The organism is Hydrogenophaga intermedia (genome assembly GCF_023715105.1).
In the GTDB taxonomy this organism is placed as follows: Bacteria; Pseudomonadota; Gammaproteobacteria; order Burkholderiales; family Burkholderiaceae_C; genus Hydrogenophaga; species Hydrogenophaga intermedia_A.
The window spans coordinates 175,625-201,820 of the sequence record NZ_JAMBNO010000005.1; the positions used below are offsets into that span (position 1 = coordinate 175,625).

Annotated in this window: 27 protein-coding genes; 16 read left to right on the forward strand and 11 right to left on the reverse strand. The window is 67.7% G+C overall.

All coding sequences use genetic code 11. The features are described from left to right. Window positions 1-60 precede the first annotated feature (60 nt). The 4 genes from M3149_RS06530 to M3149_RS06545 are packed head-to-tail and all read right to left on the reverse strand — an operon-like array spanning window position 61 to window position 2,893. Window positions 61-651, reverse strand: coding sequence for a GAF domain-containing protein (locus M3149_RS06530; RefSeq protein ID WP_251708520.1), 591 nt, complete (start codon window positions 649-651; stop codon window positions 61-63). A 40-nt stretch (window positions 652-691) separates the two neighbouring features. After that, entirely contained in the window at window positions 692-1,153 is a 462-nt protein-coding gene (locus M3149_RS06535; RefSeq protein WP_251708521.1) for a MarR family winged helix-turn-helix transcriptional regulator, read from the reverse strand. Further along, window positions 1,122-1,340, reverse strand: coding sequence for a hypothetical protein (locus M3149_RS06540; protein WP_251708522.1), 219 nt, complete (start codon window positions 1,338-1,340; stop codon window positions 1,122-1,124). The genes M3149_RS06535 and M3149_RS06540 overlap by 32 nt, the downstream gene beginning before the upstream one ends. Further along, entirely contained in the window at window positions 1,337-2,893 is a 1,557-nt protein-coding gene (locus M3149_RS06545; RefSeq protein ID WP_251708523.1) for an FAD-dependent monooxygenase, read from the reverse strand. The genes M3149_RS06540 and M3149_RS06545 overlap by 4 nt, the downstream gene beginning before the upstream one ends. 104 nt (window positions 2,894-2,997) lie before the next feature. On the opposite strand from M3149_RS06545, the gene M3149_RS06550 reads away from it, so the two are divergent. From M3149_RS06550 to M3149_RS06575, 6 genes are all read left to right on the forward strand, one after another. After that, a complete protein-coding gene (locus M3149_RS06550) occupies window positions 2,998-3,906 on the forward strand; it encodes a crotonase/enoyl-CoA hydratase family protein (protein WP_251708524.1) in 909 nt (302 codons plus the stop codon). A gap of 105 nt (window positions 3,907-4,011) precedes the next feature. Continuing rightward, the gene (locus M3149_RS06555) at window positions 4,012-4,560 is read left to right on the forward strand and encodes a bactofilin family protein (RefSeq protein ID WP_251708525.1); all 549 of its coding nucleotides are present in this window, start codon (window positions 4,012-4,014) and stop codon (window positions 4,558-4,560) included. Window positions 4,561-4,616: 56 nt separating this feature from the next. Beyond that, window positions 4,617-6,389 (forward strand): ExeA family protein, encoded by a 1,773-nt coding sequence (locus tag M3149_RS06560; protein WP_251708526.1) that lies wholly within the window; start codon window positions 4,617-4,619, stop codon window positions 6,387-6,389. Between the two features lie 9 nt (window positions 6,390-6,398). After that, complete coding sequence (locus tag M3149_RS06565) at window positions 6,399-7,133, forward strand: general secretion pathway protein GspB (RefSeq protein WP_251708527.1); 735 nt, start codon at window positions 6,399-6,401, stop codon at window positions 7,131-7,133. A 20-nt stretch (window positions 7,134-7,153) separates the two neighbouring features. Beyond that, window positions 7,154-7,780 (forward strand): ABC transporter ATP-binding protein, encoded by a 627-nt coding sequence (locus M3149_RS06570; protein WP_251708528.1) that lies wholly within the window; start codon window positions 7,154-7,156, stop codon window positions 7,778-7,780. Window positions 7,781-7,895: 115 nt separating this feature from the next. Next, window positions 7,896-8,303, forward strand: a complete 408-nt coding sequence (locus M3149_RS06575; protein WP_251708529.1) for a hypothetical protein — start codon at window positions 7,896-7,898, stop codon at window positions 8,301-8,303. Between the two features lie 3 nt (window positions 8,304-8,306). On the opposite strand, the gene M3149_RS06580 is transcribed toward M3149_RS06575, so the two are convergent. Then, entirely contained in the window at window positions 8,307-9,248 is a 942-nt protein-coding gene (locus M3149_RS06580; RefSeq protein WP_251708530.1) for a LysR family transcriptional regulator, read from the reverse strand. Between the two features lie 173 nt (window positions 9,249-9,421). Here M3149_RS06580 and M3149_RS06585 point away from each other — a divergent pair, with 173 nt between their 5' ends. Further along, window positions 9,422-9,817, forward strand: coding sequence for a hypothetical protein (locus tag M3149_RS06585; protein ID WP_251708531.1), 396 nt, complete (start codon window positions 9,422-9,424; stop codon window positions 9,815-9,817). Between the two features lie 2 nt (window positions 9,818-9,819). On the opposite strand, the gene M3149_RS06590 is transcribed toward M3149_RS06585, so the two are convergent. From M3149_RS06590 to M3149_RS06600, 3 genes are all read right to left on the reverse strand, one after another. Further along, entirely contained in the window at window positions 9,820-10,815 is a 996-nt protein-coding gene (locus M3149_RS06590; protein ID WP_251708532.1) for a LysR family transcriptional regulator, read from the reverse strand. 2 nt (window positions 10,816-10,817) lie between these two features. Continuing rightward, the gene (locus M3149_RS06595) at window positions 10,818-11,756 is read right to left on the reverse strand and encodes a LysR family transcriptional regulator (RefSeq protein ID WP_251708533.1); all 939 of its coding nucleotides are present in this window, start codon (window positions 11,754-11,756) and stop codon (window positions 10,818-10,820) included. 96 nt (window positions 11,757-11,852) lie between these two features. Next, complete coding sequence (locus M3149_RS06600) at window positions 11,853-13,016, reverse strand: acyl-CoA dehydrogenase family protein (RefSeq protein ID WP_251708534.1); 1,164 nt, start codon at window positions 13,014-13,016, stop codon at window positions 11,853-11,855. A 101-nt stretch (window positions 13,017-13,117) separates the two neighbouring features. Here M3149_RS06600 and M3149_RS06605 point away from each other — a divergent pair, with 101 nt between their 5' ends. The 7 genes from M3149_RS06605 (at window position 13,118) to M3149_RS06635 (ending at window position 20,602) form a co-directional block, all read left to right on the forward strand. Continuing rightward, the gene (locus M3149_RS06605; protein WP_251708535.1) at window positions 13,118-14,326 is read left to right on the forward strand and encodes an acetyl-CoA C-acetyltransferase; all 1,209 of its coding nucleotides are present in this window, start codon (window positions 13,118-13,120) and stop codon (window positions 14,324-14,326) included. A gap of 4 nt (window positions 14,327-14,330) precedes the next feature. Further along, on the forward strand, window positions 14,331-16,472 hold the full coding sequence (locus M3149_RS06610) for a 3-hydroxyacyl-CoA dehydrogenase NAD-binding domain-containing protein (RefSeq protein ID WP_251708536.1): 2,142 nt from the start codon (window positions 14,331-14,333) through the stop codon (window positions 16,470-16,472). Window positions 16,473-16,499: 27 nt separating this feature from the next. Further along, complete coding sequence (fabG, locus tag M3149_RS06615; protein WP_251708537.1) at window positions 16,500-17,243, forward strand: 3-oxoacyl-ACP reductase FabG; 744 nt, start codon at window positions 16,500-16,502, stop codon at window positions 17,241-17,243. 134 nt (window positions 17,244-17,377) lie between these two features. Then, complete coding sequence (locus tag M3149_RS06620; RefSeq protein ID WP_251708538.1) at window positions 17,378-18,994, forward strand: sensor histidine kinase; 1,617 nt, start codon at window positions 17,378-17,380, stop codon at window positions 18,992-18,994. Between the two features lie 22 nt (window positions 18,995-19,016). After that, window positions 19,017-19,403 carry a response regulator gene (locus M3149_RS06625; protein ID WP_251708539.1) on the forward strand — a complete coding sequence of 129 codons (387 nt, stop codon included), beginning with the start codon at window positions 19,017-19,019 and terminating at the stop codon, window positions 19,401-19,403. Window positions 19,404-19,420: 17 nt separating this feature from the next. After that, complete coding sequence (locus M3149_RS06630; protein ID WP_251708540.1) at window positions 19,421-19,999, forward strand: chromate transporter; 579 nt, start codon at window positions 19,421-19,423, stop codon at window positions 19,997-19,999. A gap of 3 nt (window positions 20,000-20,002) precedes the next feature. Next, entirely contained in the window at window positions 20,003-20,602 is a 600-nt protein-coding gene (locus tag M3149_RS06635; RefSeq protein ID WP_251708541.1) for a chromate transporter, read from the forward strand. A 72-nt stretch (window positions 20,603-20,674) separates the two neighbouring features. Here the strand turns inward: M3149_RS06635 and M3149_RS06640 are convergent, their stop codons facing one another. From M3149_RS06640 to M3149_RS06650, 3 genes are all read right to left on the reverse strand, one after another. Next, complete coding sequence (locus tag M3149_RS06640) at window positions 20,675-21,448, reverse strand: DUF1194 domain-containing protein (protein ID WP_251708542.1); 774 nt, start codon at window positions 21,446-21,448, stop codon at window positions 20,675-20,677. Window positions 21,449-21,655: 207 nt separating this feature from the next. Continuing rightward, window positions 21,656-22,978, reverse strand: a complete 1,323-nt coding sequence (locus M3149_RS06645) for a UDP-glucose dehydrogenase family protein (protein WP_251708543.1) — start codon at window positions 22,976-22,978, stop codon at window positions 21,656-21,658. 98 nt (window positions 22,979-23,076) lie between these two features. Next, window positions 23,077-23,853, reverse strand: a complete 777-nt coding sequence (locus tag M3149_RS06650) for an IclR family transcriptional regulator domain-containing protein (RefSeq protein ID WP_251708544.1) — start codon at window positions 23,851-23,853, stop codon at window positions 23,077-23,079. A gap of 134 nt (window positions 23,854-23,987) precedes the next feature. On the opposite strand from M3149_RS06650, the gene pobA reads away from it, so the two are divergent. After that, entirely contained in the window at window positions 23,988-25,187 is a 1,200-nt protein-coding gene (pobA, locus tag M3149_RS06655; protein WP_251708545.1) for a 4-hydroxybenzoate 3-monooxygenase, read from the forward strand. 111 nt (window positions 25,188-25,298) lie between these two features. Beyond that, complete coding sequence (locus M3149_RS06660; protein ID WP_251708546.1) at window positions 25,299-26,183, forward strand: CoA transferase; 885 nt, start codon at window positions 25,299-25,301, stop codon at window positions 26,181-26,183. Window positions 26,184-26,196: the final 13 nt, after the last annotated feature.

Genomic DNA, 26,196 nt, shown 5'->3' on the forward strand with positions numbered 1-26,196 from the left:
GACGGGCAAAGCAAAACCCGCGATTTTACCGGCGCCCCCCTTTTCGTGCTCGCCGGGCGCTCAGCGGGGTTTGAGCGACCAATCCGGCACCTGCGCCGGCGCAGGGCGCACCGTGCGGCGGTTCTCCAGCCGCTGCGCGGCCAGGCGCGCCGTGAGCTTCAGGCGCGAGAGATCGTCGGGGCTGGCCCGGCCGCTGGGCTCGAAACTGAAGCAGCACAGCGTGCCAAAGACCTCGCCATTGGCCAGCACCACGGGCGTGCTGATGTGGGTGCCAATGGGAAACGTGAGGTCCCTGAGCAGCGGCGCGGTGGCAGGGTCCTGGCGCGCGTCGGCGATGTACTGCGGCAAGCGGCCGTCCACCACCCGCTTGCACCAGCTTTGTTCCAGCGGCTCGCCCTGGCCCTCGGCAAGCAGATCGACACCGGGCGCCTGCGAGACCTTGCGGAAAACGCGCTGGCCATCCACGAACTCGGAGACGAACACCACGTCCATGCCCATGCGCTCGCGCAGCAGCTTGAGCACCTCGCCGATGGACTGGTCCAGCTCGGCGTCGGACTGGTCGGCCGTGGCCACCAGCAACTCGGACACCTGGACCTCGATGTCGTCAGGGCCGAAGCCCGTGGGGGCGAAGGGGTTCCTGTTCCTGTTCATGGCCGCACTTTATAGCGGTACCGCGGCTCGAGACGTCGTTTCAGGGTGTATCACCGCCCGCTTCGGCGTGGGCGATCAGGCGATCGATCGTGGCCAGCAGCGCCTTGCGTTCTGCCGCACTCAGGCAGGCCATGATCTCGCGATTGCGGCGATCGATCAGTGCCATCACGCGCTGGTGCAGCGCTGCGCCCCGGCGCGAGAGGCTCAGCACCACGGCGCGCGCGTCGCTGTCGCTGGCGCTCTTGAGCACCAGTTCACGCTCCACCAGCATCTGCGCGGCGCGACTCGCCTGCGCCTTGTCCAGGTGGGCGTGCGCGGCCAGGTCGTTGACCGACAAGGGGCCGAACGCGCCCACCGCCGCCAGCGCACGGCCTTCTGCCACGCCCAGGCCCAATTCGTCGGCATAGGCCGCGGCGGTGGCGCGGTCGCTCAGCTTGCCCAGTCGGTGCAGCCGCCAGGTGAGCTGTTCATCAAGCGGTTTGACGGGGCTGCGTCGGCTCATGCAGGGGCTCCTTGAGGCAGCGATCGCGTGCCTGTTCGATCAGGGGCAGCGCGGTGGCTGCGTCGGGCAGCCGCGCCAGCAAGGCCAGGCTCAGCATGGACAGCAGCAGCGGCGCCTGCGCCTCGCCGACCTCACCCAGGGCGCGGCACAGGGCGGTGTAGCTGGTATCGAGATCGGTGTCGGTCATGCGATCACTCCGGTGGACTGCAATGCACGCGCGACAGGCGCCGGGTCGAGCCCATGCCAGCGGCCCATCACGTAGCCGTCGGGCCGCACCAGCACCAGCGCGGCTTCGTTGGCGTCGCGCAGGCCGTGGCGCTGCCAGGCCTGGCCGTGCATGTCCATCACGGGCGTGATGGTCAGCGCCTGCACGTCAGGTGGCATGGCTGGCGCTGGACCGCCGAACACGAGGCAAACGAAACCCGCACCGTAGCGCTGGCTGAGGTGGAAATCACCCTGCTCCCCGAGCAACAACGCCTCGGGCGCCGGCGCGCCCGGCGCTGCCAGCGCACTCGCCCAGTCCGCGTCCTCGCCGGCATTGAGCGGTGAATCGACATAGGCAATGGGAGCCGACTGACGCGGGTTGATGAGGGCACGCACGTGCGGATCGTCCACCGCGAGGCGCAGCGCGGCCTCACGCATCAGGCGGAATGCGAAGTCGGGCGGCGCCATGAACTCGGTGCTCTTGGCGCCGTAGGCGATGTTTTCGCGGGTGGCGTGCACGCGCTCGATGCTGTAGCTGTCCAGCAGACGCTCGGGCGATGCGCCGCGGACCACGCGCGCCAGCTTCCACGCGAGATTGCCCGCATCGTCCAGACCCGAGTTGAGCCCCCGAACCCCGAAGATGGGGACGAGGTGCGCTGCGTCGCCGGCGAACATCACACGCCCATGGCGGTAGCCCGGCAGCGTCAGGCACTTGGCGTTGTAGATCGAAATCCACAGCGGCTCCCAGGGCTCGGTCTCGCCGATCATCTGAAGGTGGCTTTGCACGCGCGGCAGCACGTTTTCGGGCTTGACGGCTTCTGCCGGGTCTTCGTCGTCGCGGATCTGGTAGTCGATGCGCCACACGTCGTCGGGCTGGCGGTGCATCAGGATGGTGGAGCCGGGGTTGGACGGCGGGTCAAACCAGGCCAGGCGCTCCACGGCGCGCCGGGTCTTCTGGCGAATGTCGACGATGACGTAGCGTCCCTCGTACTGCGTACCCTCGAGTTGCAGGCCGAGTTGATCACGCACCGTGCTGCGACCGCCGTCGCACGCCACCAGCCAGTCGGCACGCAGGCGCCGTTCGCCCTCGGGCGTGTCCAGCGTCAGGGCCACGCCGCCGGCCTCGGCGTCCACGGTGCGCACCCGGTGGTTCCAGAACACCGAAGCGCCATCGCCAGCGGCCTGGTGGGCGAACGCCTCGATGTAGAACTGCTGGATGTTGACCATGGGTGCAAAGCGCTGCGTGGGCTCGCTGGGCATCTGGAAGTGCAGCACCTCGGTCTGGCGGAAGTGGCTGCGCCCGCCGACCCAGCCCAGGCCCTTGGCCGTCAGCGGTGCGTCGGCCCCCACCCAGCCCAGGATTTCCTGCGAACGCCGCGAGATGCAGATGGCGCGGCTGCCGGTGCAATAGCCCTCGTCGGCCTCGATGACCACGTTGGCGATGCCCTGGCGCGAAAGCAGCGCCGACAGCGTGAGGCCAACGGGCCCGCCGCCGGCGATGGCCACGGGAATGTGTTCTGCGAGCGCTGGCTTCATGAATCTCCGATTTGGTTGCGGCCGCAACTATATAGGGATTCCCATGTCCGCAAATCCACCGCCTGTCGATACCATGGATCCACCTGCCACGAGGAGACACAACCATGCCTGCCTTCGACACCTTGCGCATTGACGCTGACGCCCAGAACCCTCGCATCGCTCGGCTGCTGCTCAACCGCCCCGAGCACTACAACGCCATCACCGACCAGACGCCGCGCGACATCCGTGCTGCGGTTGAGTGGGCGAACGCCAACGAAGACATCCACGTCATCGTGGTGGAAGGCGCCGGCAAGGGCTTCTGCGGCGGCTACGACCTGTCCCACTTCGGCGAAGGTGACATCGACCACCCTTGCCAGCAGGAGCGCCACCCCTGGGACCCGATGGAGGACTACGCCTTCATGAAGCGCAACACCGAAGACTTCATGAGCCTGTGGCGCAGCGCCAAGCCCACCATCGCCAAGGTTCACGGCGCGGCCGTTGCCGGCGGCAGCGACATCGCGTTGTGCTGCGACCTGCTGGTGATGGCCGAGGATGCCCGCATCGGCTACATGCCCACGCGGGTCTGGGGCTGCCCCACCACCGCGATGTGGACCTATCGGCTGGGGCCCATGCGCGCCAAGCAACTCATGTTCACCGGCGACGTGATCGATGGGCGCACGGCGGCGGCCTGGGGGCTGGCCAACGAGGCCGTGCCCATCGATCAGCTCGAGGCGCGCACGATGGCACTGGCCGAACGCATCGCGGGCGTGCCGCGGTCGCATCTGGCCATGCACAAGCTCGTGGTCAACCAGGTGCAGCTCGCCATGGGCCTGGAGCAATCGCAACAACTGGCGACCGTGTTCGACGGCATCACACGCCACAACCCCGAAGGCCTGTGGTTCCGCCGGTATGCGCAAGACCAGGGCTTCAAAGCCGCGGTGCAGTGGCGCGACAGCGGCCGGCCCATTCCCGAGGGCGACGAGGCGCGCGGGCTGATTGGCGAGATGCAGGCGCGACGCCGCCGGGGTGACTGAACGTACCGTTCATCTCGTCACAGGTCTTACGGAACCCGCGCGAATGTAAGCGGGCACCAACCTAGCATGGGCACTCCCGTTCACCACACCACACAGGAGAGTTCCATGGCACTGCAGTTCGGCAAACGCGACAACGAGCAAGCCCGTCCGCTGGGTTCCGGCATGGCCAGCCCGCGAAGCGCCCCGGGCACCTACGGCAATGGCGCCCCGATCAACAGCACCCCCGAACCGCAGGCCCAGCCCGCAACGCCGGCCGCCGCCAGCGCCGCACCCGAGGGCGGCAGCAAGCTCATCGTCGGCCCCAACATCAAGCTCAAGGGCGTCGAAATCCAGGACTGCGACACGCTGTTCGTCGAGGGCACGGTAGAGGCGACCATGGATTCGCGCGTGATCCAGATCGCGCAGCAAGGCATGTTCAAGGGCTCCGCCGAGGTCGACGTGGCCGAGATCCATGGCGCCTTCGACGGCAACCTCACCGTGCGCCAAAAACTGGTGATCCACGCCACCGGCAAGGTGGCGGGGCGCATCCGCTACGGCAAGGTAGTGATCGAAGAAGGCGGTCAACTCTCGGGCGACATCGAATGCGCTGCGGGCTCGACCGCCAAGGCCTCCGCCGGCAGCAGCGCCAAACCCTCGATGGCACTGGCCGCCTGAGCAAACGGGTCCGGCGCACTGGCGCAGGGCCCACCGGCCCCGGTATGCTCGGGGCCATGTATGCCGAGTTCTTCGGGCTGCAGCGAGACCCGTTCTCGATCGCGCCCGACCCACGCTACCTGTTCATGAGCGAGCGCCATCGCGAGGCACTCGCTCATTTGCTCTATGGCATCCGCGGCGGTGGCGGCTTCGTGCTGCTCAGCGGCGAGATCGGCGCGGGCAAGACCACCATCTGCCGCTGCTTCCTCGAGCAAGTGCCCGAGAACTGCAAGGTCGCCTACATCTTCAACCCCAAGCTCACGGTGGGCGACCTGCTGCGCACCATCTGCGCCGAGTTCCACGTCGAGGTGAAGCACGAGGGCATCGGGCCGGCCACCGTGAAGGACCACCTCGACCCGCTCAACGCCTACCTCCTGGACAGCCACGCGCGCGGCGAGCGCAACCTGCTGATCATCGACGAGGCGCAGAACCTCACGCCGCACGTACTGGAGCAGCTGCGCCTGCTCACCAACCTGGAGACCAGCGAGCGCAAGCTGCTGCAGATCATCCTGATCGGCCAGCCCGAGTTGCGCAACGTGGTGGCCCGCCCTGAACTCGAGCAACTGGCCCAGCGCGTGATCGCGCGCTACCACCTCGATGCGCTCGATGCCGACGAGACGCGGCAGTACATCCAGCACCGCATGCAGGTGGCTGGCCTCAAGGGCCCCCTGCCCTTCACCCCGGCCGCGCTGGAGCGCATTCGCGACATCTCTCGCGGTGTGCCACGGCGCATCAACCTGTTGTGCGACCGCGCCTTGCTCGGCGCGTACGCCGCGGGGCAGTTGCGTGTGGAACCTGCGGTGGTCGACAAGGCCGCCGGCGAGGTGTTCGATGACGCGCCGCCGGTGCGCCCCGCCCTTCGCAAGCCAGCCACTGCAGCCGTGCGCCCCGCAGCCTGGGGCGCGCTGGGCCTGGGCGCCGTGGCGGGCGCGGTGGTGGGCGCCCTGGTTGCGGCGGCCACGATGTGGTTCTGGCTTCAGCGCCCGGCACCGGGTTTGCCGCCAGGCGCCACAGCCCCGGCAGCGGCGCCGGTGGCCGACGGCGCGCCCACCAACGCAGCGCCAGCGCCCCAGGCCGTCGCCGTCGCGGCGGCGCCAGCACGCCGTACCGAGGCACCGGGTGTTGTTCCGGTCGAGAACACGGGCTCTGCCGCGTCCGCACAGGGCAGCGCACGCGCCGAGGCCGAGTTGCCACTGGGTTGGCCGGATGCGAACGACCTCATCGCCAGCGAGGCGCAGGCCTGGCGCGCGCTGGCCCCGCTGTGGCAGGCCGAACTTGCCGACGGTGACCCCTGTGCACAAGCCCTGGCCCGGGGCCTGCAGTGCTACCGGACCGAGCGCATGACGATCAACGGCCTGCGCCAGCTCAATCGCCCGGGCATGCTGCAGGTTCGCCTGCCGGACGGCAGCGCCGGCCGCCTGCTGCTCACGGCACTGGGCCCCGACAGCGCCACCCTGGGCCATGGTGGGCAGCGCTGGCGCGTCACCTTGAACGAACTGGGCGAGCGCTGGGAAGGTGACTACGCCACGCTGTGGCGCCTGCCGCCGGGGCAGACCGCACGGCTGGTCGATGGCCGCAACGGGCCTGCGGCCGCATGGCTCGACGAGCGCCTCAGCGCCCTGCAAGCGCTGGGCCAGTTGCCCGCCTCGGCGGCCACACCGGCGGCGCGCCTGGCCAGCTTCCAGCAATGGCAAGGCATCGAGTCCGGCGGCCCGGCCGGGCCCATCACCTTCATGCAGGCCAACCTGGTCAGCGGCGTGGACGAACCTCGCCTGCTGCCCCGTTCCTGAGCACGCCCGATGTCCTACATCCTCGACGCCTTGCGACGTGCCGATGCAGAGCGGGAGCGTGGCCGCGTACCGGGCCTGCACGCCCAGGCCCTGCCGCTGCGCACCGCTGACACGGACCCGGCGCCACCCGCCTCCCGCCAGCCTCGCGGCTCTCGCCCATTGGTGATGACCGCGCTGCTGGTTCTGCTGGCCCTGCTCAGCGCGTTCGCCTGGTGGGGCCTGGGGGGCACAGGCGCGCCCGGTGCCGACGCGTCGCCGCCCGTGCAGTCATCGGCGCCGAATCCCGCACCGGACGTGGCCCCGCCCGCGAACACACCGGCGAACGCGCCAGCAAGGAACGAAGCCCCCGCTACCCCCGCTACCCCCGCCACCCCCGCGATGCCTGCGCCGCTCGCCGCCTTCCCGCGCGATGCAACCGCCACTGTGGCACCGCCCATCCTGGCGCCGGCGCCACCACCCGCTGCCGCCGCGCGGCCTGCTGCCCAAGCCCGCCAGCCGCAAACCCAGGACGACGAGGCACTGCCCCGCGTGGCCGATCTGGCGCCGACAGCGCGAGCCGGCCTTCCCCCACTGCAGATCAGCGGTACCACCTACGCCGAAAGCCCCGCGCTGCGCATGCTCATCATCGACGGCAAGGTGCTGCAGGAGGGGCAGGACATCGCACCCGGCCTCAGGCTCGAAGCCATCGGCCCGCGCTCGGCCGTGCTGAACCACCAGGGCCGCCGGCTGCGGCTGACCTACTGAGGCCCGTCAAGGTACTGGCAATGGCCGGGGACACGCTGTTGCGCATCGAAGACCTGCACTTCGCCTGGCCCGGCGGACCAGAACTGTTCAGCGGGTTGCAGGTGCAACTGGGCACCGGCCTGACATGGCTCACCGGGGAAGACGGCAGCGGCAAGAGCACCCTGCTCGCGCTGGCCGCGGGCGCGCTGGCCCCGCAGCGGGGTCGCTTTTGCGCGGCCGGCGTCTGGCTCGACGAGGCGCCGCAGCGCTACCGGCAACAGGTGTTTCGCATCGACCCGACGAGCGAGGCCCACGATGCGCTGCCCGCGGCCAACTACCTTGAAGGCCTGGCGGCCCACTGGCCGCAGTTGAGCGCCGCGGCGCTGGACGATCTCACCGAGGGCTTTGATCTGCGTGCCCACCTGCACAAACCGGTCTACATGCTCTCCACCGGCACACGCCGCAAGCTATGGCTCATCGCGGCCTTCGCGGCTGGCGCGCCCGTGACGCTCATCGATCAGCCATTCGCGGCGCTGGACAAGCCCGCCATCGGCTTTCTGACGGAAGTGCTGCAGGACGTGCAGCACCACCCCAAGCGCGCCTGGTGGGTGGCAGACCACACAGTGGCTGCCAGTTTTGCCGAACCCCGGGTCATTCACCTGGCGTGAAACACCGCACTGCGGCGCTTCAGCGGGACTAAACCGCGTTCGCCGTTTGCGACATCGACAGGCAGCAAACGACTGCCTAGAGTGCACTCATCGGCCCACCGAGGAGGAACACGCGATGAATCCACAGCGCCACGTACACCGCCCGCACCATGCGCCCGCGGTGCGACTGCATGAACGCATGGCCCAGGAATCCGTGCTGCACGAGGAGGACGCCTCCCCTTCCATGCTCCAGCGCCTGATGCGCCGCTGGAGCGGTGCCGAGCGCGAAGGCCGCCGCACGCTGAGCGAGCAGCGCCGCCTGCAGGCCATCCGGCGGCTGGTCATCATCGATCTTCAGCATCACAGCAACGCATTCACCCAGCGCGACCTTCGCCTCTACCTCTGCCTCATCAGTGCACCGTCGCTGGCCACCGTTCAGCGCCTGCGATTCGACCTGTTCGACCTGCTGTGCCGCCAGATCGGTGAAGGGGCTGCCACCGTGCGCCTGCACGAGATCGATACCTGGCTGTCGCACCGCACGTGAGCATCAACAGGCCCCCTCGGTTTCGTGCAGGTAGTCGCGAAGCTGCAGACGCAGCCAGCGGTGCGGTCTGCTGTGGTGCGTGCGTTGATGCCAGGACATGTGAACCGGCATGCTGGGCCATGCCAGGCCGGCCGGCAGCGGCAGGCTGCGGATGCGCGAGGACAGGCGGGTGAGCATGGCGGCTTGCTCGCGGCTGGTGGACACCAGCCGGTCGGTGCAGGCCAGCATCTCGGCGCACAGATGCCAGGAGTTCACCACGCTGCTGCGCCGTGCGGGCAAGCCCTGCTGCTCCAGCGCGAGATCGATCGGGCTGCGGTGGGCGCCAGAGCGCTTGAGAAAGGTGATCAGCAGGTGCTCCTCCCGGGCGTAGTCGGCCAGCGAGAGTGATGGCCCGATGCGGGGGTGATCGACGTTCAGACAACAGTGCGAGATCTGGAACGACTTGACCGTCTCGGTGTGCAGATCGGCCGCGTCGGCAGGCGCCTCCTGATGGCTGCAGACCACGTCGATGCTGCCCGATCGCAGTTCGGCGATGTCCTGCGGGCCGTTGGACGGCGCACGGATGTCCAGACTCAGGCGCGGCGCCATGGCGGTGATGCGCCGGTAGAAGTCGGCCAGGGCGCGGGCGCCGAAGCCGTCGTAGCAGGACAGCACGACGTGGGCCTCGCAATCGGCCGGATCGAAAGCCCAGCTCGTGCTGCTGGCGCCCTCCCACAGGGCGACGATCTGGCGGAAGGACGCCATCGCCGACAAGCCGAACGGCGTGAGCTGGTACTGGTGCTGCTCGCGCACGCACAGCTCGTCGCCCAGCACCTGCCGCAGGCGCGCGAGCGACTGGCTGGCCGCCGACGGCGTGATGTGCATGCGGCCGGCGGCCTCGGTCAGGCTCTGGGTATCCACCAGTTCGCACAGCAGGGCGAGCTGGCGGATGTCCACGTTCTTCATGCGCTTCCCTTGGGTGGTTTTGGCATGAAATATCTTACTTTAGTACTCTTTTTCAAGGAAATTCGCCCTCGCATCCAACCGGCAATAAGCAGAATTGAATCGCGCTTGAGGACTTCGAAATCGACTTCGGCGGGCTGGCCGCGGACACTCTCGTCACCTGCCCGGGGATCCCCATGAAACACGCCGCCGTCAACCAGCCCCTGTTCACGCCGCCGATGCTCGACTCCCTGCTCGAGCGTTGGCAGAACCTCCCGTACCACGATGCAAAAGGCGTGGATGCGTCACCTGCCGCCCGCATGAACCAGGCACGTGCCATCCTCAAGAAGACGGTGGAGGGTCACCTGCCGCACATGGGACCCGACGATCGGGCGCTGTACGCCCGGTTCATGGCCTCGCACGAGCCACAGGCCTGGAACGAACGCCTCTTCGATTGCTTTGACCTGATGGTCCGCACGCGGGGAGCGGTCATCGCCGTGCTGCACCTGCGCGATCTGTACTGTCTCCTGCGCCCCACCGATACGGCACCAGCACCGGCTGCGATGCCCGAGCCCAGCCTCGCGCACGCGTGAGGTCATCGACCCGACGGCGTGGCCGATGGTTGACCGACAGACCCCGTGAACACAAAGGATCGCAATCGCTCGCGCAACCAGCGTGAGGCGGCCGACGCGTTCGTTCGGTGGTGCCAGACCATGTACCTTGGCATGGGAACGCGAGGCAACCCCTCTGGCAGGGGCAGCATGCGCAGCCCGTCGGCGAGCCGCATCAGCACCGATCCCTGGTGGGCTGTGACCAGGGCCAATCGATCGGTGGTGGCAACCACCGACGCCCAGCGCGCCAGGGTGGGCACACACGAGCAGCGTCGCGCTCCCAGGCCTGCGGCCACCAGTGCTTCGTCGATCGGATCGGGGGGCAGATCCGCGGCATCGGGGTTGAACAAGCGCACATGCGGCTCCCGCGACAGGTGCTCCAGCGTGATACCCCCTGCGATGCGGGGATGCGCCACGCTGAGGCACGCATGCGTGAGCAAGACATCGGGAAAGCGCTCGGCGTGCAGATCGCTCGCATCGGCGGGCGGGGCACGGGTCGTTAGCAACACGTCCAGACGGGCTGAACGCAACGCGTCCCAATCCGCCTGGGCGCCCGGCGGGGTGACCACGTCCAGGCGCACGCCCGGGGCAGCCGCCACGATGGCGGTGTAGCTGGCATCCAGGTCGATCTCGGTGAACTCTTCGGCGCACGCCACGGACCAGTGCGCGCGACTGCTGGGCGGATCGAACACCGTGCTCCCCGCCGATATCTCTCCCCACAGACGCAGCATGTCCCGAAAAGCCTCCAGTGCGCCCTCGCCGAACGGCGTGACGACGTAGGCGTTTCCCTGCCTTGCCACGATGTCATCGCCCAAGCGGGCGCGCAAACGCTGCAGCGACTGGCTGGCAGCCGACGGCGTCATGTGAAGGCGCCGCGCAGCCTCGTTGAGGCTTTGCGTGTCGTGCAGCGCCACGAGCAAGGCCAGTTGACGAAGATCGACGCCACTCACCGGGCTGGCCTCGTGGGGGGGTCCGAGCACGCTCACGTGCCCTCCGGGGGTCGGGCAACGTGGCGCAATCGCTCGCGCAACCACTGGTGAGCGCCGCTGCGATGGGTGCGCTCGTGCCAGATCATGTACAGCGAGGTGTGGATAGGGGGTAACCCGGCCGGCAGTGCCAGGCTGCGCAGGCGCGGGTAGGCCTGCAGCAAGACCTTCGACCCTTGCGCCGACATCGTCATCAGGTAGTCGCCGCGCGACAACATGTTCAGACAGGTCCACAGCGACTGAACGCAAATGAAGCGCCGCATCGGCAGGCCCATCGCCAGCAACGCGGCGTCGAGCGGGCTGCGTGAGGCGGGGTCGAGATTGCGGTAGTTCGCCACCAGGTGTTCCTCGGCCAGGTACTGCTCCAACGACAGGGTCTCGCCGATGCGGGGGTGATCGCTTCGCAGCACGACCTGGACCAGGGCGTGTGTGCACAGCAACTCGTGGTGAAGGTCTCTCGCGTCCGGCGCAGGTGGTGCGCTCGCGCACAGGACGTCGAGCTTGCCAGCGCGCAAGGCCTGGACATCGAACGCGTTGTGCAGCGGAACCTGCAGGTCAAGCCTGGCCCGCGGCGCCAGTGCGCGGAAATCCTCGTGGAATCGGACCAGATCGGGGATGGCGCTGTGCGACACGCAGGCCACGGCAAATCGGGCTTCGCACCCCTCTGGCTCGAAGCGCCGGGCCGATTGCTCCAACTCGCTCCACCGCCGCACGATCGTGCGCAGTCCGTCGATGACACGCTCCCCGTAGGGCGTCAGCGCATAACCGCCACACTGGCGCACGTAGAGCTCCTCAGGAAAGGCCGATCGAAGCCGCGTGAGCGACTGACTGGCGGCGGAAGAAGTCATCTGCAGGCGCTCGGCGGCCGCACCAAGGCTCTGGTGATCGATCAGCTGGCACAGCAGATCCAGCTGGTGGATATCGACGTTCTTCATGGAAGACCCCGCCGCACGCACGTGGAGGCGGGACCGGGACGAAGCCAGCTCGAACCCGCCAGAGTGCGCGAGATTACTGCAAACCGGGACGGTCGGTCAGCGCGCGCCAAGACCCATCTGGCGCGAAATGAGCTCTTTCATGATTTCGTTGGTGCCGCCATAGATGCGCTGCACACGGGCGTCGGCATAGGCTCGGGTGATGGGGTATTCCCACATGTAGCCGTAACCGCCGTGCAACTGCACGCACTCGTCCATCACCTTGCACTGCAGGTCGCTGCACCAGTACTTGGCCATGCTCGCGGTGGCCGAATCGAGCTTGTCCTCGTTCACGAGCTCGCAGCACTTGTCCACGAACACGCGCGCCACCTGCACCTCGGTCTGCAGCTCGGCCAGCGTGTAGCGGGTGTTCTGGAAGGCGCCCACGGTGCTGCCGAAGGCCTTGCGGTCCTTCACGTATTGCACGGTCCAGTCGATGGCGGCCTGGGCCGCGGCCACCGCACCGATGGCGATCTGCAGCCGCTCCCAGGGCAACTGCTCCATGAGGCAGACGAAGCCGCGGCCGACGAAATCGGGTCCGCCCAGCACATTGTCCGCCGGCACGTGCACGTCGTTGAAGAACAGCTCGGAGGTGTCCTGCGCCTTCAGGCCGAGTTTCTTCAAGCGTTTGCCCTTTTCAAAGCCCGGCATGCCGCGTTCCACGAGCAATAACGTGGTGCCCTTGGCGCCCGCAGCGGGGTCGGTCTTGGCGACCACGATGACGAGATCGGCATGCCATCCATTGGTGATGAAGGTCTTGCTGCCGTTCAAGCGGTAGCTGCCATCGGGCTGCAGCAGCGCGGTGGTCTTGATGCCCTGCAGGTCGCTGCCCGCGGCGGGCTCGCTCATGGCGATCGCGCCCACCATCTCGCCAGTGGCCATCGAAGGCAGGTACTTTTGCTTTTGGGCCTCGGTGCCGTAGTGCAGGATGTACGGCGCCACGATCTCGCTGTGCAGCCCGAAACCGATGCCGCTGAAGCCGCCGCGCGACAGCGCCTCCATCTGCGCCACCGAGTAGAGCTTGTCCACCCCCGAACCGCCGTATTCCTCGGGCAGCGTGGCACACAGAAAACCGTTCTCACCGGCCCGACGCCACACATCACGGTCCACGTAGCCCTGCTCTTCCCAGGCCTCGTGAAAGGGCGCGATCTCCTTGTCGATGAAGCGCTGGAAGCTGTCGGCAAAGGCCTGGTGGTCGCTGCTGTAGAGGGTGCGTTCGATCATGCTGTCACCGAGAGGACGGTTGGGGGGGGATTTATAGCAAGCAGTTGCTTGGCAAAAGTCTATACTGCCCCGGGATTCCGGTGTTCACCGAGGAGACAGCCATGCCCGAAACCGCCTTCATCTTCGACGCGATCCGCACGCCCCGCGGCAAGGGCAAGAAGGACGGCAGCCTGCACGAGGTCAAGCCTGTTGACCTGCTGGCCGGTACGCTGGGTGAACTGCAACGCCGCCAGGGTTTTGACACGGGTGCCGTGGACGACGTCGTGATGGGCGTGGTCTCACCGATCGGCGAGCAGGGTTCGGTGATTGCCAAGGTGGCCGCGCTCAAGGCCGGCTGGGACTGGCGTTGCGCCGGGGTGCAGCTCAACCGCTTCTGCGCTTCCGGGCTGGAGGCGGTTAACATGGCCGCGATGAAGGTGGCCAGCGGCTGGGAAGACCTGGTGGTGGCGGGTGGCGTGGAAAGCATGAGCCGCGTACCGATCGGATCCGACGGCGGCGCGTGGGCGCAGGATCCGGCCACCAACAGCGCCACGCTGTTCGTGCCACAGGGCATCGGCGCCGACCTGATCGCCACGCTGGAAGGCTTCACGCGCGAGCACGTGGACGCCTACGCGCTCGAATCCCAGCAACGCGCTGCGCGCGCGCGCAGCGAGGGGCGCTTTCGCAAGTCCGTCGTGCCGGTACAGGACATGCTGGGCCAGATCATTCTGGATGAAGACGAGTTCATCAAACCCCACACCACGATGGAAGGCCTGGCCTCGCTCAAGCCCGCGTTCGAGCAACTGGGCGCCATGGGTTTCGATGCCGTCGCGATGCAGCGCTACCCGCAGGTCGAACGCATCGAGCACGTGCACCACGCGGGCAACTCCTCGGGCATCGTCGACGGTGCGGCGGCAGTGCTGATCGGCAGCGCCCAGGCGGGTAAGGATCACAACCTCACGCCGCGCGCGCGCATCGTCGCGGTGGCGCTGTCGGGTGCGGACCCGACCATCATGCTCACCGGCCCCATGCCGGCGGCACGCAAGGCACTGGCCAAGGCCGGGCTGACGGTGGACGACATCGATCTGTTCGAAGTGAACGAGGCCTTTGCGGCGGTGCCCATGAAGTTCATGCGCGAGATGGGCGTACCGCACGAAAAGGTCAACGTCAACGGGGGCGCCATTGCAATGGGGCACCCGCTGGGCGCCACCGGCGCGATGATTCTGGGCACCTTGCTGGACGAACTGGAACAGCGCAACCTCAAGCGCGGCCTGGCCACGCTGTGCGTGGGCGGGGGCATGGGCATCGCGACCATCATCGAACGGGTTTGAACGCATGAAGACGATCCAGTACGAACTGCACCAGGGCGTCGCCACCATCACCTTCGACGAGCCCGGCTCGCCGGTGAACACCATGTGCGCGGACTGGCAGCGCGACATGAGCACCGTGACCGGGCTGGTGGTGCGCGACAAGGCGCTCATCAAGGGCATCATCCTGGCGTCGGCCAAGAGCACCTTCTTCGCCGGCGCCGACCTCAAGGGCACGATGCGCCTGCAACCGGCGGACGCGCCGCGGGTGTTCGCCGAGATCGAGCAGCTGAAGAAGAACTTTCGCACGCTGGAGACGCTCGGTGTGCCGGTGGTGAGCTGCATCAACGGCGCTGCCCTGGGCGGCGGGTGGGAGGTGGCGCTGGTGGGCCACCACCGCATTGCGCTGGACGACCCGAAGATCCAGCTCGGCCTGCCTGAGATCACGCTGGGCCTGATTCCCGGGGCCAGCGGCATCACCAAGATGACGCGCCTGCTGGGCCTGCAGGGCGCGCAGCCCTACATCCTGGAGAGCCGGCTGTTCAACCCGCGCCAGGCGCTCGAGCTCGGCCTGGTGCACGAGCTCGCTCCTGATGCGACGACGATGCGCGCCGCCGCCGAGGCGTTCATCGCCACACACCCGCAGGCCCACCACCCCTGGGACGCGAAGGACTACAAGATGCCCGGCGGCACACCCGCCAACCCCAAGGTGGCCGGCATGCTGAGCGTGGCGCCGGCCATGCTCAAGCAAAGAACACGCGGCCTGTACCCCGCACCCGAGGCCGCGCTGGCCGCGATGGTCGAGGGCGCGATGGTGGACTACGAGACCGCGCTGCGCATCGAGAGCCGCTACCTCGCCCACCTGATCGTGAGCCCGGTGGCGAAGAACATGATCAACACGTTCTTCTTCCACATGAACGCCGTCAAGGGCGGTGGCTCGCGCCCGAAGGACTTTCCGAAGTTCAAGCCGACCAAGGTCGGCATCCTGGGCGCCGGCATGATGGGCGCGGGCATTGCCTACGCGCAGGCCAGCCGCGGCATCGACACCGTGCTGGAGGACGTGAGCCTTGAGAACGCCGAGCTCGGCAAGGCCTACAGCCAGCGCGTGACGCAACCACGCGTGGACAAGGGCCGCATGAGCGTGGTCGAGCAGCAGGCGCTGCTCGCGCGCATCCTGCCCACCGACCACGCCAAGGATCTGGCGGGCTGCCAGCTCATCATCGAGGCGGTGTACGAGGCGCGCGACGTGAAGGCGCAGGTGACACGCGAAGCGGAGGAGCAGCTCGCGCGCGGCGGCTTCATGGCCAGCAACACCTCCACGCTGCCCATCACCAGCCTGGCGCAGGCCTGCAAGCGGCCCGAAAAGTTCATCGGCATCCACTTCTTCAGCCCCGTGGACAAGATGCAGCTGGTCGAGATCATCCGCGGCCAGAAGACCGACGACGAGACCGTGGCGCGCGCCTATGACTACGTGCAGGCGCTGGGCAAGCTTCCCATCGTGGTCAACGATTCGCGCGGCTTCTACACCAGCCGAACCTTCGGCACCTACGTGATGGAGGGTGCTGCCATGCTCGGCGAAGGCATCCCGGCGCCGGTGATCGAGAACGCCGCGGTGCAGGCCGGCATGCCAGTGGGCCCGCTGGCGGTGCTTGATGAGACCGCGCTGTCACTGTCGGTGCACGTGCTCGACCAGACCCGCGCCGACTTCAAGGCCGAGGGACGCGTGTACGAGCCCTCGCGTGGCGAACTGCTGGTCGAGCGCATGGTCAAGACCCTCAAGCGCGGCGGGCGCGCCGCCGGCGCCGGGTTCTACGACTACCCGCCGGGCCAGCGCAAGCACCTGTGGCCGGAGCTCAAGGGCCTGTTCGAAGACCCGAAGCTCGCCTGGGAGCTGCGCGACGTCAAGGACCGCCTGCTCTACCGCCAGTCGGTGGAGACCGCGCGTTGCCTGGCCGAGGGGGTGCTCACCAGCGCGCACGATGCCAACATCGGTTCGATCTTCGGCATCGGCTTTCCGGCGTGGACGGGTGGTGCGCTGCAGTTCATCTACGGCCAGGGCATCGACGCCTTCGAGCAGCGTTGCGACGTGCTCGCACGCCGCTTCGGCCCTGGTTTCCTGCTCGATGGCGCGGCGCGCGACGCGATCCGCCGTTTTCAACCCCGGTACTGACACCTCACCGCCTGCTTGCAATATCCCATGCCCCGCCTGAACAACAAGGTCTGTCTCATCACCGGTGCCGCCCAGGGCATCGGCCTGGCCACCGCCGAAACCTTTGCCCGCGAAGGCGCCATCGTCGTGCTGGCCGACCTCAAACCGGAACCGGTGGCCGCTGCCGTCAAACGCTGCCAGTCACTGGGTGCGCAGGCCGAGGGGCATGCGCTGGACGTGACCGACCGCGCGCGCGTGGCAGCCGTGGTGGCCGACGTGCTGGCGCGACACGGCCGCATCGACGTGCTCGTGAACAACGCCGGCATCACGCAGGACGCGCGACTGCAGAAGATGACCCTGGAGCAGTTCGACCGCGTGATCGACGTCAACCTGCGCGCCGTCTTCCATTGCGCGCAGCTGGTGGCCGACGCCATGGTGCAGCAAGGTTCGGGCGTGATCCTCAATGCCTCGTCGGTGGTTGGCATCTACGGCAACTATGGCCAGACCAACTACGCGGCCAGCAAGTTCGGCGTCATCGGCTTCACCAAGACATGGGCGCGCGAGCTGGGCCCCAAGGGCGTGCGCGTCAATGCCGTGGCGCCCGGTTTCATCGAAACGTCCATCCTCGGCACCATTCCCGACAAGGTGATCAGCGAATTGCAGCAGCGCGTGCCGCTGCGCCGCCTCGGCCGCCCCGAGGAGATCGCCAGCGTCTACGCCTTCCTCGCCAGCGACGACGCGAGCTACGTCAATGGCGCGGTGATCGAGGTCAGCGGCGGCATGTCGGTGTGACCCTTGCCGCACCGGGCCGAAAGCCCGGTGTGAAGGAGTCGACGAAGACCCCTGGCACGGCCGGGCGGTAGCGCTAACACGCTCGCGCGTGTTACAAATCGCGGCTTTGGGCCTTCCTCCCGCCCTGCCGCCGAATGCCGCCCGCCGCCGCCCTACCCGCCAACGAATCCGAGCGCCTGGCCCGATTGAGGGAACTGGATGTCCTGGACACCCTGCCCGAGAAGGTCTACGACGACATCACCGCGTTGGCCCAGGCCATCTGTGGTACCGATATCGCGCTCATCACGCTGGTCGACGAACATCGCCAGTGGTTCAAGTCGCGCATCGGCCTGGCAGTCACGCAAACGCCGCGCGAGGTGGCTTTCTGCGCCCATGCCATCCTGAAACCGCAGGAAGTGCTGGTGGTGGAAGACGCGCGCAACGACGCGCGATTTCAGGGCAACCCGCTGGTCATGCCCGAGGGCCCGGTGCGCTTCTATGCCGGTGCACCCATCGTCACCGACGATGGCCTCGCCCTGGGCACGGTGTGCGTCATCGACGGGGAGTCGCGCAGCATCGAGCCGCTGCAGATCGACGCCCTGCGCCGCCTGTCCAACCTCGTGGCCACCCTGCTGCATCACGAGACGGACCGGCGCCAGGCGCAAGCCCAACACGCGCAGGACACCGAGCGACGCATCGAGCGCCTCACCGCCATGGCCACCGCCGGCCTGGACCTGCAGGCCTACATCGACAACGACAGCATCTACCGCCACGTCAACCAGACCTACCTCGATTACAACGCCTGCAGCGCGGACGAGGTGATCGGCCGCCACGTGTCCGAGCATGTGGGCGAGGCGTTGTACCGAGACGTGGTCGGCTTCCAGCTCACGCGGGCACTGCGCGGTGAACCGGTGTTCTATCAACGCCGTGTGCAGTACCAGGGGCGCGGTGCGCGACACATGGAGGTCGCCCTGCTGCCTGTGCGCGATGCCGATGGTGCCATGCAGGGTGTCGTGATGCGGGCCCACGACATCGAGGTGCTCAAGCAGAACGAGGCGCGGCTCAACCGCACGGTGGACCTGCTGGAGCGCAAGACACGCGAGCAGCAGCGCTTCATCCGCATGCTCTCGCACGACCTGCGCGAACCCGTCAACGGCATCAACAACTTCTGCTCGCTGCTGGTGGAGGATCACCTGCACACGCTGCCGGCCGACGCCCAACGCTACCTCGGCTTTGTGCGCGAGGGTGGCCAGCGCGCGGGTCGCCTGATCGACAACCTGGTGGCGTTCGCCCAGCTCGACACCTACGAACCGTCGCACGAGGCCGTGGACATCGCGCAGGTGATGCGCCAGGTGAAGGAAGCCCTGGAGCCGATGCTGCGCGAAACGCGCGGGCGCATCGAAAGCGGCCCGTTGCCGGTGGTGACGGGCGATGCCCGACTGCTGCACCAGGCGCTGCACAACCTGGTGGCCAACGGGCTGGCCTTTGCGCGCCGCGACGTGCCACCGGTGGTGAAGGTGGTGGCCTCGCAGGACGCCACGGTCGACCAGATCCATATCTGCGACAACGGCATCGGCATTGCCCAGGAACACCAGAGCGCGATCTTCGACGTGTTCAGCCGCCTGAACAACCGGCGCCACCATGACGGCACCGGGCTGGGGCTGGCCATCTGCCAGCGCATCGCCGACCTGCACCAGGGCCGGCTCAGTGTGGAGTCTCAACCCGGCGAAGGCAGCCGGTTCACCTTGCACCTGCCCGTCGTGGGCGATTGAACTGGAAGAAGGAGCGCACGACATGGCTGCACCCGAACGCATCATCCTGATTGACGACAGCGACGCCGACAACGTCTTTCACGAGATCATGATCCGCCGCGCCGGCTTCACCGGCGAGGTGCTCATCTTCGATCACGGCGAGGCCGCGCTGAACTTCCTGCGCAACGATCCGCTGCAGCGGCCCACCTGCATCTTCCTGGACATCAACATGCCGTTGCTGGACGGTTTCGAGGTCGCCCTGCGCGCCACGCCCCTGCTGTCGGGCAGCGACACGACCGTGCTGATGATGCTCACCTCCTCCGGCGCCGAGAGCGACCGCCGCCGCGCCAGCGAGATTCCGGTGATTCAGGGCTACGTGATCAAGCCGCTGACGGCCGACACCGTGCGTGGCATCCTGCAGGCGGCCTGACCTTCCCACCCGCCACCGTGCCGCCCGACGAAGCCCCCGCCCACCCGCGCTCGCGCACCGAACTCTTCACCGCCTTCACCTGGCTCGCGCTGCAAGGCTTTGGCGGCGTGCTGGCCGTGGTCCAGCGCGAGTTGGTCGAGAAACGCCAGTGGCTCACGCGCGAACAGTTCATCGAAGACTGGGCGGTGGCGCAGATCATGCCGGGCCCCAACGTGGTGAATCTGTCGATGATGATCGGCGGGCGGCATTTTGGCCTCTCGGGCGCGCTGGCCGCGCTCGCGGGCATGCTGCTCGCGCCGCTGGCGCTGCTGCTGCTCATCGCCACGCTCTACAGCCAGCTCGCCGACTTGCCGCAGGCGCAGGGTGCGCTGCGCGGCATGGGCGCGGTGGCGGCCGGCCTGATTGCCGCCACCGGCCTGAAGCTCGTGGGTGCCTTGCGCAAGAACGTCATGGGCATGGCGGCCTGCGTGGCCTTTGCTCTGGCCAGCTTTGCTGCCGTGGCCGTGCTGCGCTGGCCATTGGCCTGGGTACTGCTCGGGCTGGGCACAGCGGCCTGCGCCTGGGCATGGCACCGGCTCGCGCCGGCACGGGGCTGACACATGGGCGAGCTCACCCCCATCGCCGTCGACTGGCTCGGCCTGTTCCTGCACTTCCTCACCCTGTCACTGCTGGCGGTGGGCGGCGCCATCACGGTTGCGCCCGACATGCACCGCTACCTCGTCACGCAACACGGCTGGCTCAGCGACGCGCAGTTCACCGCGTCGATCGCGCTGTCGCAGGCCGCACCCGGGCCGAACGTGCTGTTCATCGCCCTGCTGGGCTTCAACGTCGGCCTCAACGCGGCCGGCGGCCCGCAAGCCGGCGCCATGGCCTGGGCGCTGGGACTGTTTGGCGTGCTCACCACCATGGTGGCCATCCTGCTGCCGTCATCGGTGCTGACCTACACCGCCACGCGCTGGGCACACCGCAACCGCGAGCGGCGAGCAGTGCGAGCCTTCAAGGCCGGCATGGCCCCCATCGTCATCGCGCTGTTGATTGCGACCGGCTGGCTGCTCACCGCCGCACACGACGAGCCGGCACGCGACTGGCGCTTGTGGCTGCTCACGGCAACGGCAACCGTCATTGTGTGGCGTACCCGGCTGCATTTGTTGTGGCTGTTGGGCGTGGGTGGGGTACTGGGAGCGCTGGGCTGGGTTTGAGTTTGCGGGTGACCCACGAAAAAGGCGGCCCGAGGGCCGCCTTGGTCTGACAAGAGCCGATGCGCTCTGCGATCAGGCCTTGCGCTGACGGCGCGAGGCCGCTGCCATGCCTGCCAGCGCCAGACCCAGAAGCGCGAGGGTGGCAGGCTCCGGAACGTCGCGAATCTCACGGCCGATCTTGCTCTTGGCCGCATTGGCGAAATCAGCGAAGTCGGACGCCTGCACAACAAACGAGTTGCTGCCACCGGCAATGTTGTTGCTGTACCAATTGAACAGAGTCGCACCACCGCCGATCGCCAGACCGTTGATGGTCTTGGTGTTGCCCTCGCCTACCGAGGCAATTGAAAGAAAGCTGTTGCGCGCGGTCGAGGTTACAGCGCCGTCGTTTTCCGCGCCGTCACCCGAAACGTCGATCACCCAACGCGTTCCCTCAAAGCCATTGCCGGTGAAGAGCGGTGCGGTGAAGTTGATGGCGCTGCCAGGGGCGGTGAGTCCGGAGTATGCGCGTGGCGCAAGGCTGATTGCGGTTGCAAAGGCGTTCGCGCTCGCGGCATCGGTGATGTGCGACCAACCCACGAGTTGGGCCTGCTCATTGCTCGACGACCACTCGATGTAGGTGACTGCTATACCACCGGTCAGGCTGGCGATGTTCGCTTGAATCACGGCATCCTGGAACGCGCTGACATAGCCGCCCTTCTGCAGAGCGTACTCGCCGGCGTCCACACTGCCCGAAACGTCGACGACCAGCGCTAACTCCAACGCCACCGCCACAGCACTCGCCGATTGATGCGCCCCCAGCGCGCCCGCCGCAATGGCCAGACACGCCAGGACTTTCTTCAGTTTCATGTTGACCTCCTCGTCCGGTTGAAGGAACACCCCGCGGTGTGGCGAGGCCCCAAGACACCACTTGTGCAGTGCTCGGCGAGGTAGATAGCATCAGGTGTGCCAGAAGTCACACCTTGCGCATGTTTTTGATTCTGAAGGGAATTTTTTTGTGCCAGGCGGCGCGCCTCTCACCGCCTGTCAAATACCCCGACGGAGTATGGGTATCGCTCAACGCCCGATCGGCAGGTAGTCGAACCCCATGCGGCGCACGAACGCCGGGTCGTAGAGGTTGCGCCCGTCCACGATCAAAGGCTGCTTCAGCCGTTCCTTGATGAGGTCGAAGTCGGGGCTTCGGAATTCTTTCCACTCGGTCACGATGACCAGCGCGTCGGCGCCTTCCAGCGCTGCGTTGGGCGATTTCGCATAGCTCACGCCCTGCGTGCCCTGCAACACACGCTGGGCTTCTTCCATGGCCGCAGGGTCGTAGGCGGTGACGGTGGCGCCTGCGGCCAGCACCTCTTCGATGAAGCTCAGGCTGGGCGCCTCGCGCATGTCGTCGGTGTTGGGCTTGAAGGCCAGGCCCCACAGCGCGATGTGGCGGCCTTTGAGGTCTGCCCCCAGGCGCTGCTTGAGCTTGCGCGCCAGCACCTGTTTCTGCGCGTCGTTGGCGGCCTCCACCGCCTTGAGCACCTTGAGCTCCATGTCCGCATCGCTCGCGGCGGTCTTGATGAGCGCCTTCACGTCCTTGGGGAAGCAGGAGCCGCCGTAGCCGGCCCCCGGATACAGGAAGTGGTAGCCGATGCGCGGATCGGCACCGATACCCTGGCGGACCATTTCGATGTCGGCGCCCAGCTTCTCGGCCAGATTGGCCAGTTCGTTCATGAAGCTGATGCGCGTGGCCAGCATGGCGTTGGCCGCGTATTTGATGAGTTCGGCGCTGCGCACGTCGGTGACCACCAGGCGCTCGCGGTTGCGCTGGAACGGCGCGTAGAGCGCACGCATGAGGAAGATGGCTTGCTCGTCGCTGGCGCCCACGACGATGCGATCGGGCCTCATGAAGTCCTCGACCGCGGCACCCTCCTTGAGGAACTCGGGGTTGGACACCACCGCATAGGGCGTGCTCACGCCGCGCGTGGCCAGTTCGTCGGCGATGGCGGCGTGCACCTTGTCGGCGGTGCCCACCGGCACCGTGCTCTTGTCGACCACCACCTTGTAGTCGGTCATCAGGCGACCGATGTTGCGCGCCGCGGCCAGCACGTACTGCATGTCGGCCGAGCCGTCCTCGTCGGGCGGGGTGCCCACCGCGATGAACTGGATGGTGCCGTGGTTGACAGCGCGCGCCACGTCGGTGGTGAAGTGCAAGCGCCCGGCGGCCACGTTGCGAGCCACCATCTCCTGCAGTCCGGGCTCGTAGATCGGAATGCCACCCGACTCGAGGATGCGGATCTTCTCGGGATTGACGTCGAGGCAGAGCACGTCGTTGCCGACTTCGGCCAGACAGGCCCCGCTGACGAGGCCGACGTAGCCCGTCCCTACCACCGTGACTTTCATGCTTCCTGCTTCCTCTGGGTCATCCCTCAGCTTCGGGGACGGCGCATGATAGCGGCAGCGGATGACGAAACTGCCCCGCACCGGCCTCCCGCAGCGCGCTACAGCAGGGGGCGCAGTTCTCGCGCCGCGTCCGCCAGCGTCGGCAGACAGTCGGCCACCAGGCGAGCTTCATCCATGCGCTGGGGTGAGACCACCACATTCAGGGCCGCCAGCGTGCTGCCCTTCATGTCCCTGAGCGGTACCGCCAGCGCCAGGACCCCCAGCTCGTGCTCTTCGCGGGCCACCGCAAAATCGTCTCGGCGTGCCTGCTCGATGCGCGTGCGCAGGGCCTTGGGGTCGACGATGGTGTGTGGCGTGAGGCGCTGCAGTTCATGGCCACGCAACCAGGCATTGAGCGCCTGGGGTCGCATCGCGCCCAGCAACATGCGCCCCGTCGAGGTGGCGTGTGCGGGCAGCCGGGTGCCCAGGTGAAGGCCGTACGGGAGCAGTCGCTGGGCCTGGGGCGACGCGCTTCGAGCCACGATCACCACCTCCAGGCCGTCGAGAACCGCCACCGAAAACGACTCACGAACCATTAACGCCAGCCGGTTCAGGGTAGGCTGCACAAGGCGGGGCAGACGCGACGACGCGAGGTAGCTGCCCGAGAGGCGAAGCACTTTCGGCGCCAGCCAGTAGTGGCTTCCGTCGGTCTCGAGATAGCCCAGGTGCGCCAGCGTGAGCAGGTGGCGCCGGGCCGCCGCCCGGGTGAGGCCCGCACGCTCGGCCGCCTGAGTGGCGTTGAGACGCTGGCGCTCGGTGTCGAAGCTCTCCAGCACCGCCAGGCCCTTGGCCAGGCCCTCGATGAAATCCACCCGGGCGATCGGCTTGTCAGTCATGCGCGGCGCTGCAAAGTTTGCGCGATCATCGCACAAGGTGGGCGATGATCGCGCGCAAGGCGCGGCAAACCGTTGTGCAACCGCCTTGCGCACCCTAGCCTCAGGAGATCGCCAGAACCCCGGAGACAGAACCCATGCGAACCCAGGTCGCCATCATCGGCGCCGGCCCTTCAGGCCTGCTGCTTGGCCAACTGCTGCACAAGGCCGGCATCGACAACGTGATCATCGAGCGCCAGAGCGGCGACTATGTGCTCGGTCGCATCCGCGCCGGCATTCTGGAGCAGATCACCGTGGATCTGCTGGTGGAAGCGGGTGTGGGCGAGCGCGTCAAGCGCGAAGGCACGGTCCATCACAGCATCGAGCTGGTCTACAAGAACACGCGCCACCCGATCGACGTGACAGGCCTCACCGGCGGCAAGGTGGTCACCGCCTATGGCCAGACGGAAATGACGCGAGACCTGATGGAAGCGCGCGCCGCCGCCAACCTGCCCACGGTCTACAGCGCGGCCAACGTGAGCGTGCATGACTTCGACGGCACGACGCCCATCGTGCGCTACGAAAAGGACGGCCAGACCCACGAGCTGCAATGCGACTTCATCGCCGGCTGCGACGGCTTTCACGGCGTGTGCCGCGCCAGCGTGCCGCAGGGCGCCGTCACCGAGTACGAGAAGGTCTATCCCTTCGGCTGGATCGGCGTGCTGGCCGACGTGCCGCCGGTGTCGCCGCACGCGGTGGTGTATGCCAACAGCGAGCGTGGGTTCGGGCTGTGCTCCATGCGCAGCCTCACGCGCAGCCGCTACTACGTGCAATGCCCGATCGACGACAAGGTCGAGCAGTGGAGCGACGACCGCTTCTGGGATGAGTTGCGCCGCCGGCTCGACCCGGCCATGGCCGAGGCCATCGTCACCGGCCCGAGCATCGAAAAGAGCATCGCGCCGCTGCGCAGCTTCGTGGCCGAACCGATGCGTTTCGGACGCCTCTTCCTCGCGGGTGACGCCGCGCACATCGTGCCGCCCACCGGTGCCAAGGGCCTGAACCTCGCGGCGAGCGACGTGAAGTACCTCTCCAGCGCCTTCATCGAGCACTACCGCGACAAGAGCGACGCCGGCATCGACCACTACTCGCAGCGGGCGCTGGCGCGGGTCTGGCGCGCCGAGCGCTTCAGCTGGTGGCTCACCTCGCTGATGCACCGTTTCCCCGACACCGGCGGTTTCGGCCAGAAGGTGCAGGAGGCCGAGCTTGAGTACCTGGTGAACTCCGAGTCGATGTCGCGTTCGCTGGCCGAGAACTACGTGGGCCTGCCGCTGAACTTTGGCGAGCGCGCCGCCAGCTGACCCGTCGCGCGGCCGCCGCGATCGAGCGTCTGGCGCGGCTGTCGCGCATTTGCGGGCCGGGGCCATCGGCGCGGGCTACAGTCGTCGCGTCCATTGCCACACCGTCGCCCCATGCCCAACCGCTCCCCCAAGCCGCTGCGCGGCGTTCGCGTGCTCAGCCTGGCGCTCAACCTGCCCGGCCCCGCCGCCCTGATGCGCCTTCGTGCGCTCGGGGCCACCTGCACCAAGGCCGAGCCGCCCGGGCGCGACGGCGGCAGCGGCGATCCGATGGGGCAGTACAACCCCGGTGCCTACGCGCAACTGCACGACGGCATCAAGGTCATCACGATCGACCTGAAGTCCGATCGCGGTCAATCGGCCTTGCAACGCGAACTGACCCGTACCGACGTGCTGCTCACGTCCTTTCGCCCGTCGGCGCTGCACAAGCTCGGGCTGTCATGGCCAGCGCTGCGCAAGGCGCATCCCGCGTTGTCGATGGTGGCCATCGTTGGCGCACCGGGCGCACGCGCCGAGGAGCCGGGGCACGACCTCACTTACCTGGCCGATGCCGGGCTGGTCCCCGGCCTGGAATTGCCGGCCACGCTGTTTGCCGACATGGGCGGCGCGCTCATGGCGGCCAACGCCGTGCTGCAGGCGGTGCTGCTCAACCGCTCCACCGGCCGCGGGAGCTTCCACGAGGTGGCCTTGTCGGATGCCGCCGCCTGGCTGGCGCTGCCGCGCACCTGGGGCCTGACGCAACCGAAAGGCGCCGTCGGTGGCGCCCACGCGGGCTACCGCATCTACCCGTGCCAGGACGGGCGGGTGGCCGTGGCCGCGCTGGAGCCGCACTTTGCGGCTGCGCTGTGCGAGGCCGCGGGCGTGCCGATGAAGGGCATGGCGACGATGTTTTCCGCCGGCACGCACCAGGCCATCGCCGACTTCATGGGCGGGCGCACCCGTGCACAGCTCGACCGGCTTGCCGTGGAACGCGACATTCCCCTTCACACGCTGGCCTGAGCAGCCGCGCGCT

Coding starts and splice junctions, on each gene's coding strand:
- M3149_RS06585 (WP_251708531.1), top strand. CDS start 9,422: ATGAAACACGCCGCCGTCAACCAGCCCCTGTTCACGCCGCCGATGCTC.
- M3149_RS06540 (WP_251708522.1), bottom strand. CDS start 1,340: ATGACCGACACCGATCTCGATACCAGCTACACCGCCCTGTGCCGCGCC.
- M3149_RS06600 (WP_251708534.1), bottom strand. CDS start 13,016: ATGATCGAACGCACCCTCTACAGCAGCGACCACCAGGCCTTTGCCGAC.
- M3149_RS06610 (WP_251708536.1), top strand. CDS start 14,331: ATGAAGACGATCCAGTACGAACTGCACCAGGGCGTCGCCACCATCACC.
- M3149_RS06625 (WP_251708539.1), top strand. CDS start 19,017: ATGGCTGCACCCGAACGCATCATCCTGATTGACGACAGCGACGCCGAC.
- M3149_RS06555 (WP_251708525.1), top strand. CDS start 4,012: ATGGCACTGCAGTTCGGCAAACGCGACAACGAGCAAGCCCGTCCGCTG.
- M3149_RS06550 (WP_251708524.1), top strand. CDS start 2,998: ATGCCTGCCTTCGACACCTTGCGCATTGACGCTGACGCCCAGAACCCT.
- M3149_RS06535 (WP_251708521.1), bottom strand. CDS start 1,153: ATGAGCCGACGCAGCCCCGTCAAACCGCTTGATGAACAGCTCACCTGG.
- M3149_RS06605 (WP_251708535.1), top strand. CDS start 13,118: ATGCCCGAAACCGCCTTCATCTTCGACGCGATCCGCACGCCCCGCGGC.
- M3149_RS06645 (WP_251708543.1), bottom strand. CDS start 22,978: ATGAAAGTCACGGTGGTAGGGACGGGCTACGTCGGCCTCGTCAGCGGG.
- M3149_RS06565 (WP_251708527.1), top strand. CDS start 6,399: ATGTCCTACATCCTCGACGCCTTGCGACGTGCCGATGCAGAGCGGGAG.
- pobA (WP_251708545.1), top strand. CDS start 23,988: ATGCGAACCCAGGTCGCCATCATCGGCGCCGGCCCTTCAGGCCTGCTG.
- M3149_RS06640 (WP_251708542.1), bottom strand. CDS start 21,448: ATGAAACTGAAGAAAGTCCTGGCGTGTCTGGCCATTGCGGCGGGCGCG.
- M3149_RS06575 (WP_251708529.1), top strand. CDS start 7,896: ATGAATCCACAGCGCCACGTACACCGCCCGCACCATGCGCCCGCGGTG.
- M3149_RS06530 (WP_251708520.1), bottom strand. CDS start 651: ATGAACAGGAACAGGAACCCCTTCGCCCCCACGGGCTTCGGCCCTGAC.
- M3149_RS06580 (WP_251708530.1), bottom strand. CDS start 9,248: ATGAAGAACGTGGACATCCGCCAGCTCGCCCTGCTGTGCGAACTGGTG.
- fabG (WP_251708537.1), top strand. CDS start 16,500: ATGCCCCGCCTGAACAACAAGGTCTGTCTCATCACCGGTGCCGCCCAG.
- M3149_RS06650 (WP_251708544.1), bottom strand. CDS start 23,853: ATGACTGACAAGCCGATCGCCCGGGTGGATTTCATCGAGGGCCTGGCC.
- M3149_RS06545 (WP_251708523.1), bottom strand. CDS start 2,893: ATGAAGCCAGCGCTCGCAGAACACATTCCCGTGGCCATCGCCGGCGGC.
- M3149_RS06595 (WP_251708533.1), bottom strand. CDS start 11,756: ATGAAGAACGTCGATATCCACCAGCTGGATCTGCTGTGCCAGCTGATC.
- M3149_RS06570 (WP_251708528.1), top strand. CDS start 7,154: ATGGCCGGGGACACGCTGTTGCGCATCGAAGACCTGCACTTCGCCTGG.
- M3149_RS06635 (WP_251708541.1), top strand. CDS start 20,003: ATGGGCGAGCTCACCCCCATCGCCGTCGACTGGCTCGGCCTGTTCCTG.
- M3149_RS06560 (WP_251708526.1), top strand. CDS start 4,617: ATGTATGCCGAGTTCTTCGGGCTGCAGCGAGACCCGTTCTCGATCGCG.
- M3149_RS06620 (WP_251708538.1), top strand. CDS start 17,378: ATGCCGCCCGCCGCCGCCCTACCCGCCAACGAATCCGAGCGCCTGGCC.
- M3149_RS06660 (WP_251708546.1), top strand. CDS start 25,299: ATGCCCAACCGCTCCCCCAAGCCGCTGCGCGGCGTTCGCGTGCTCAGC.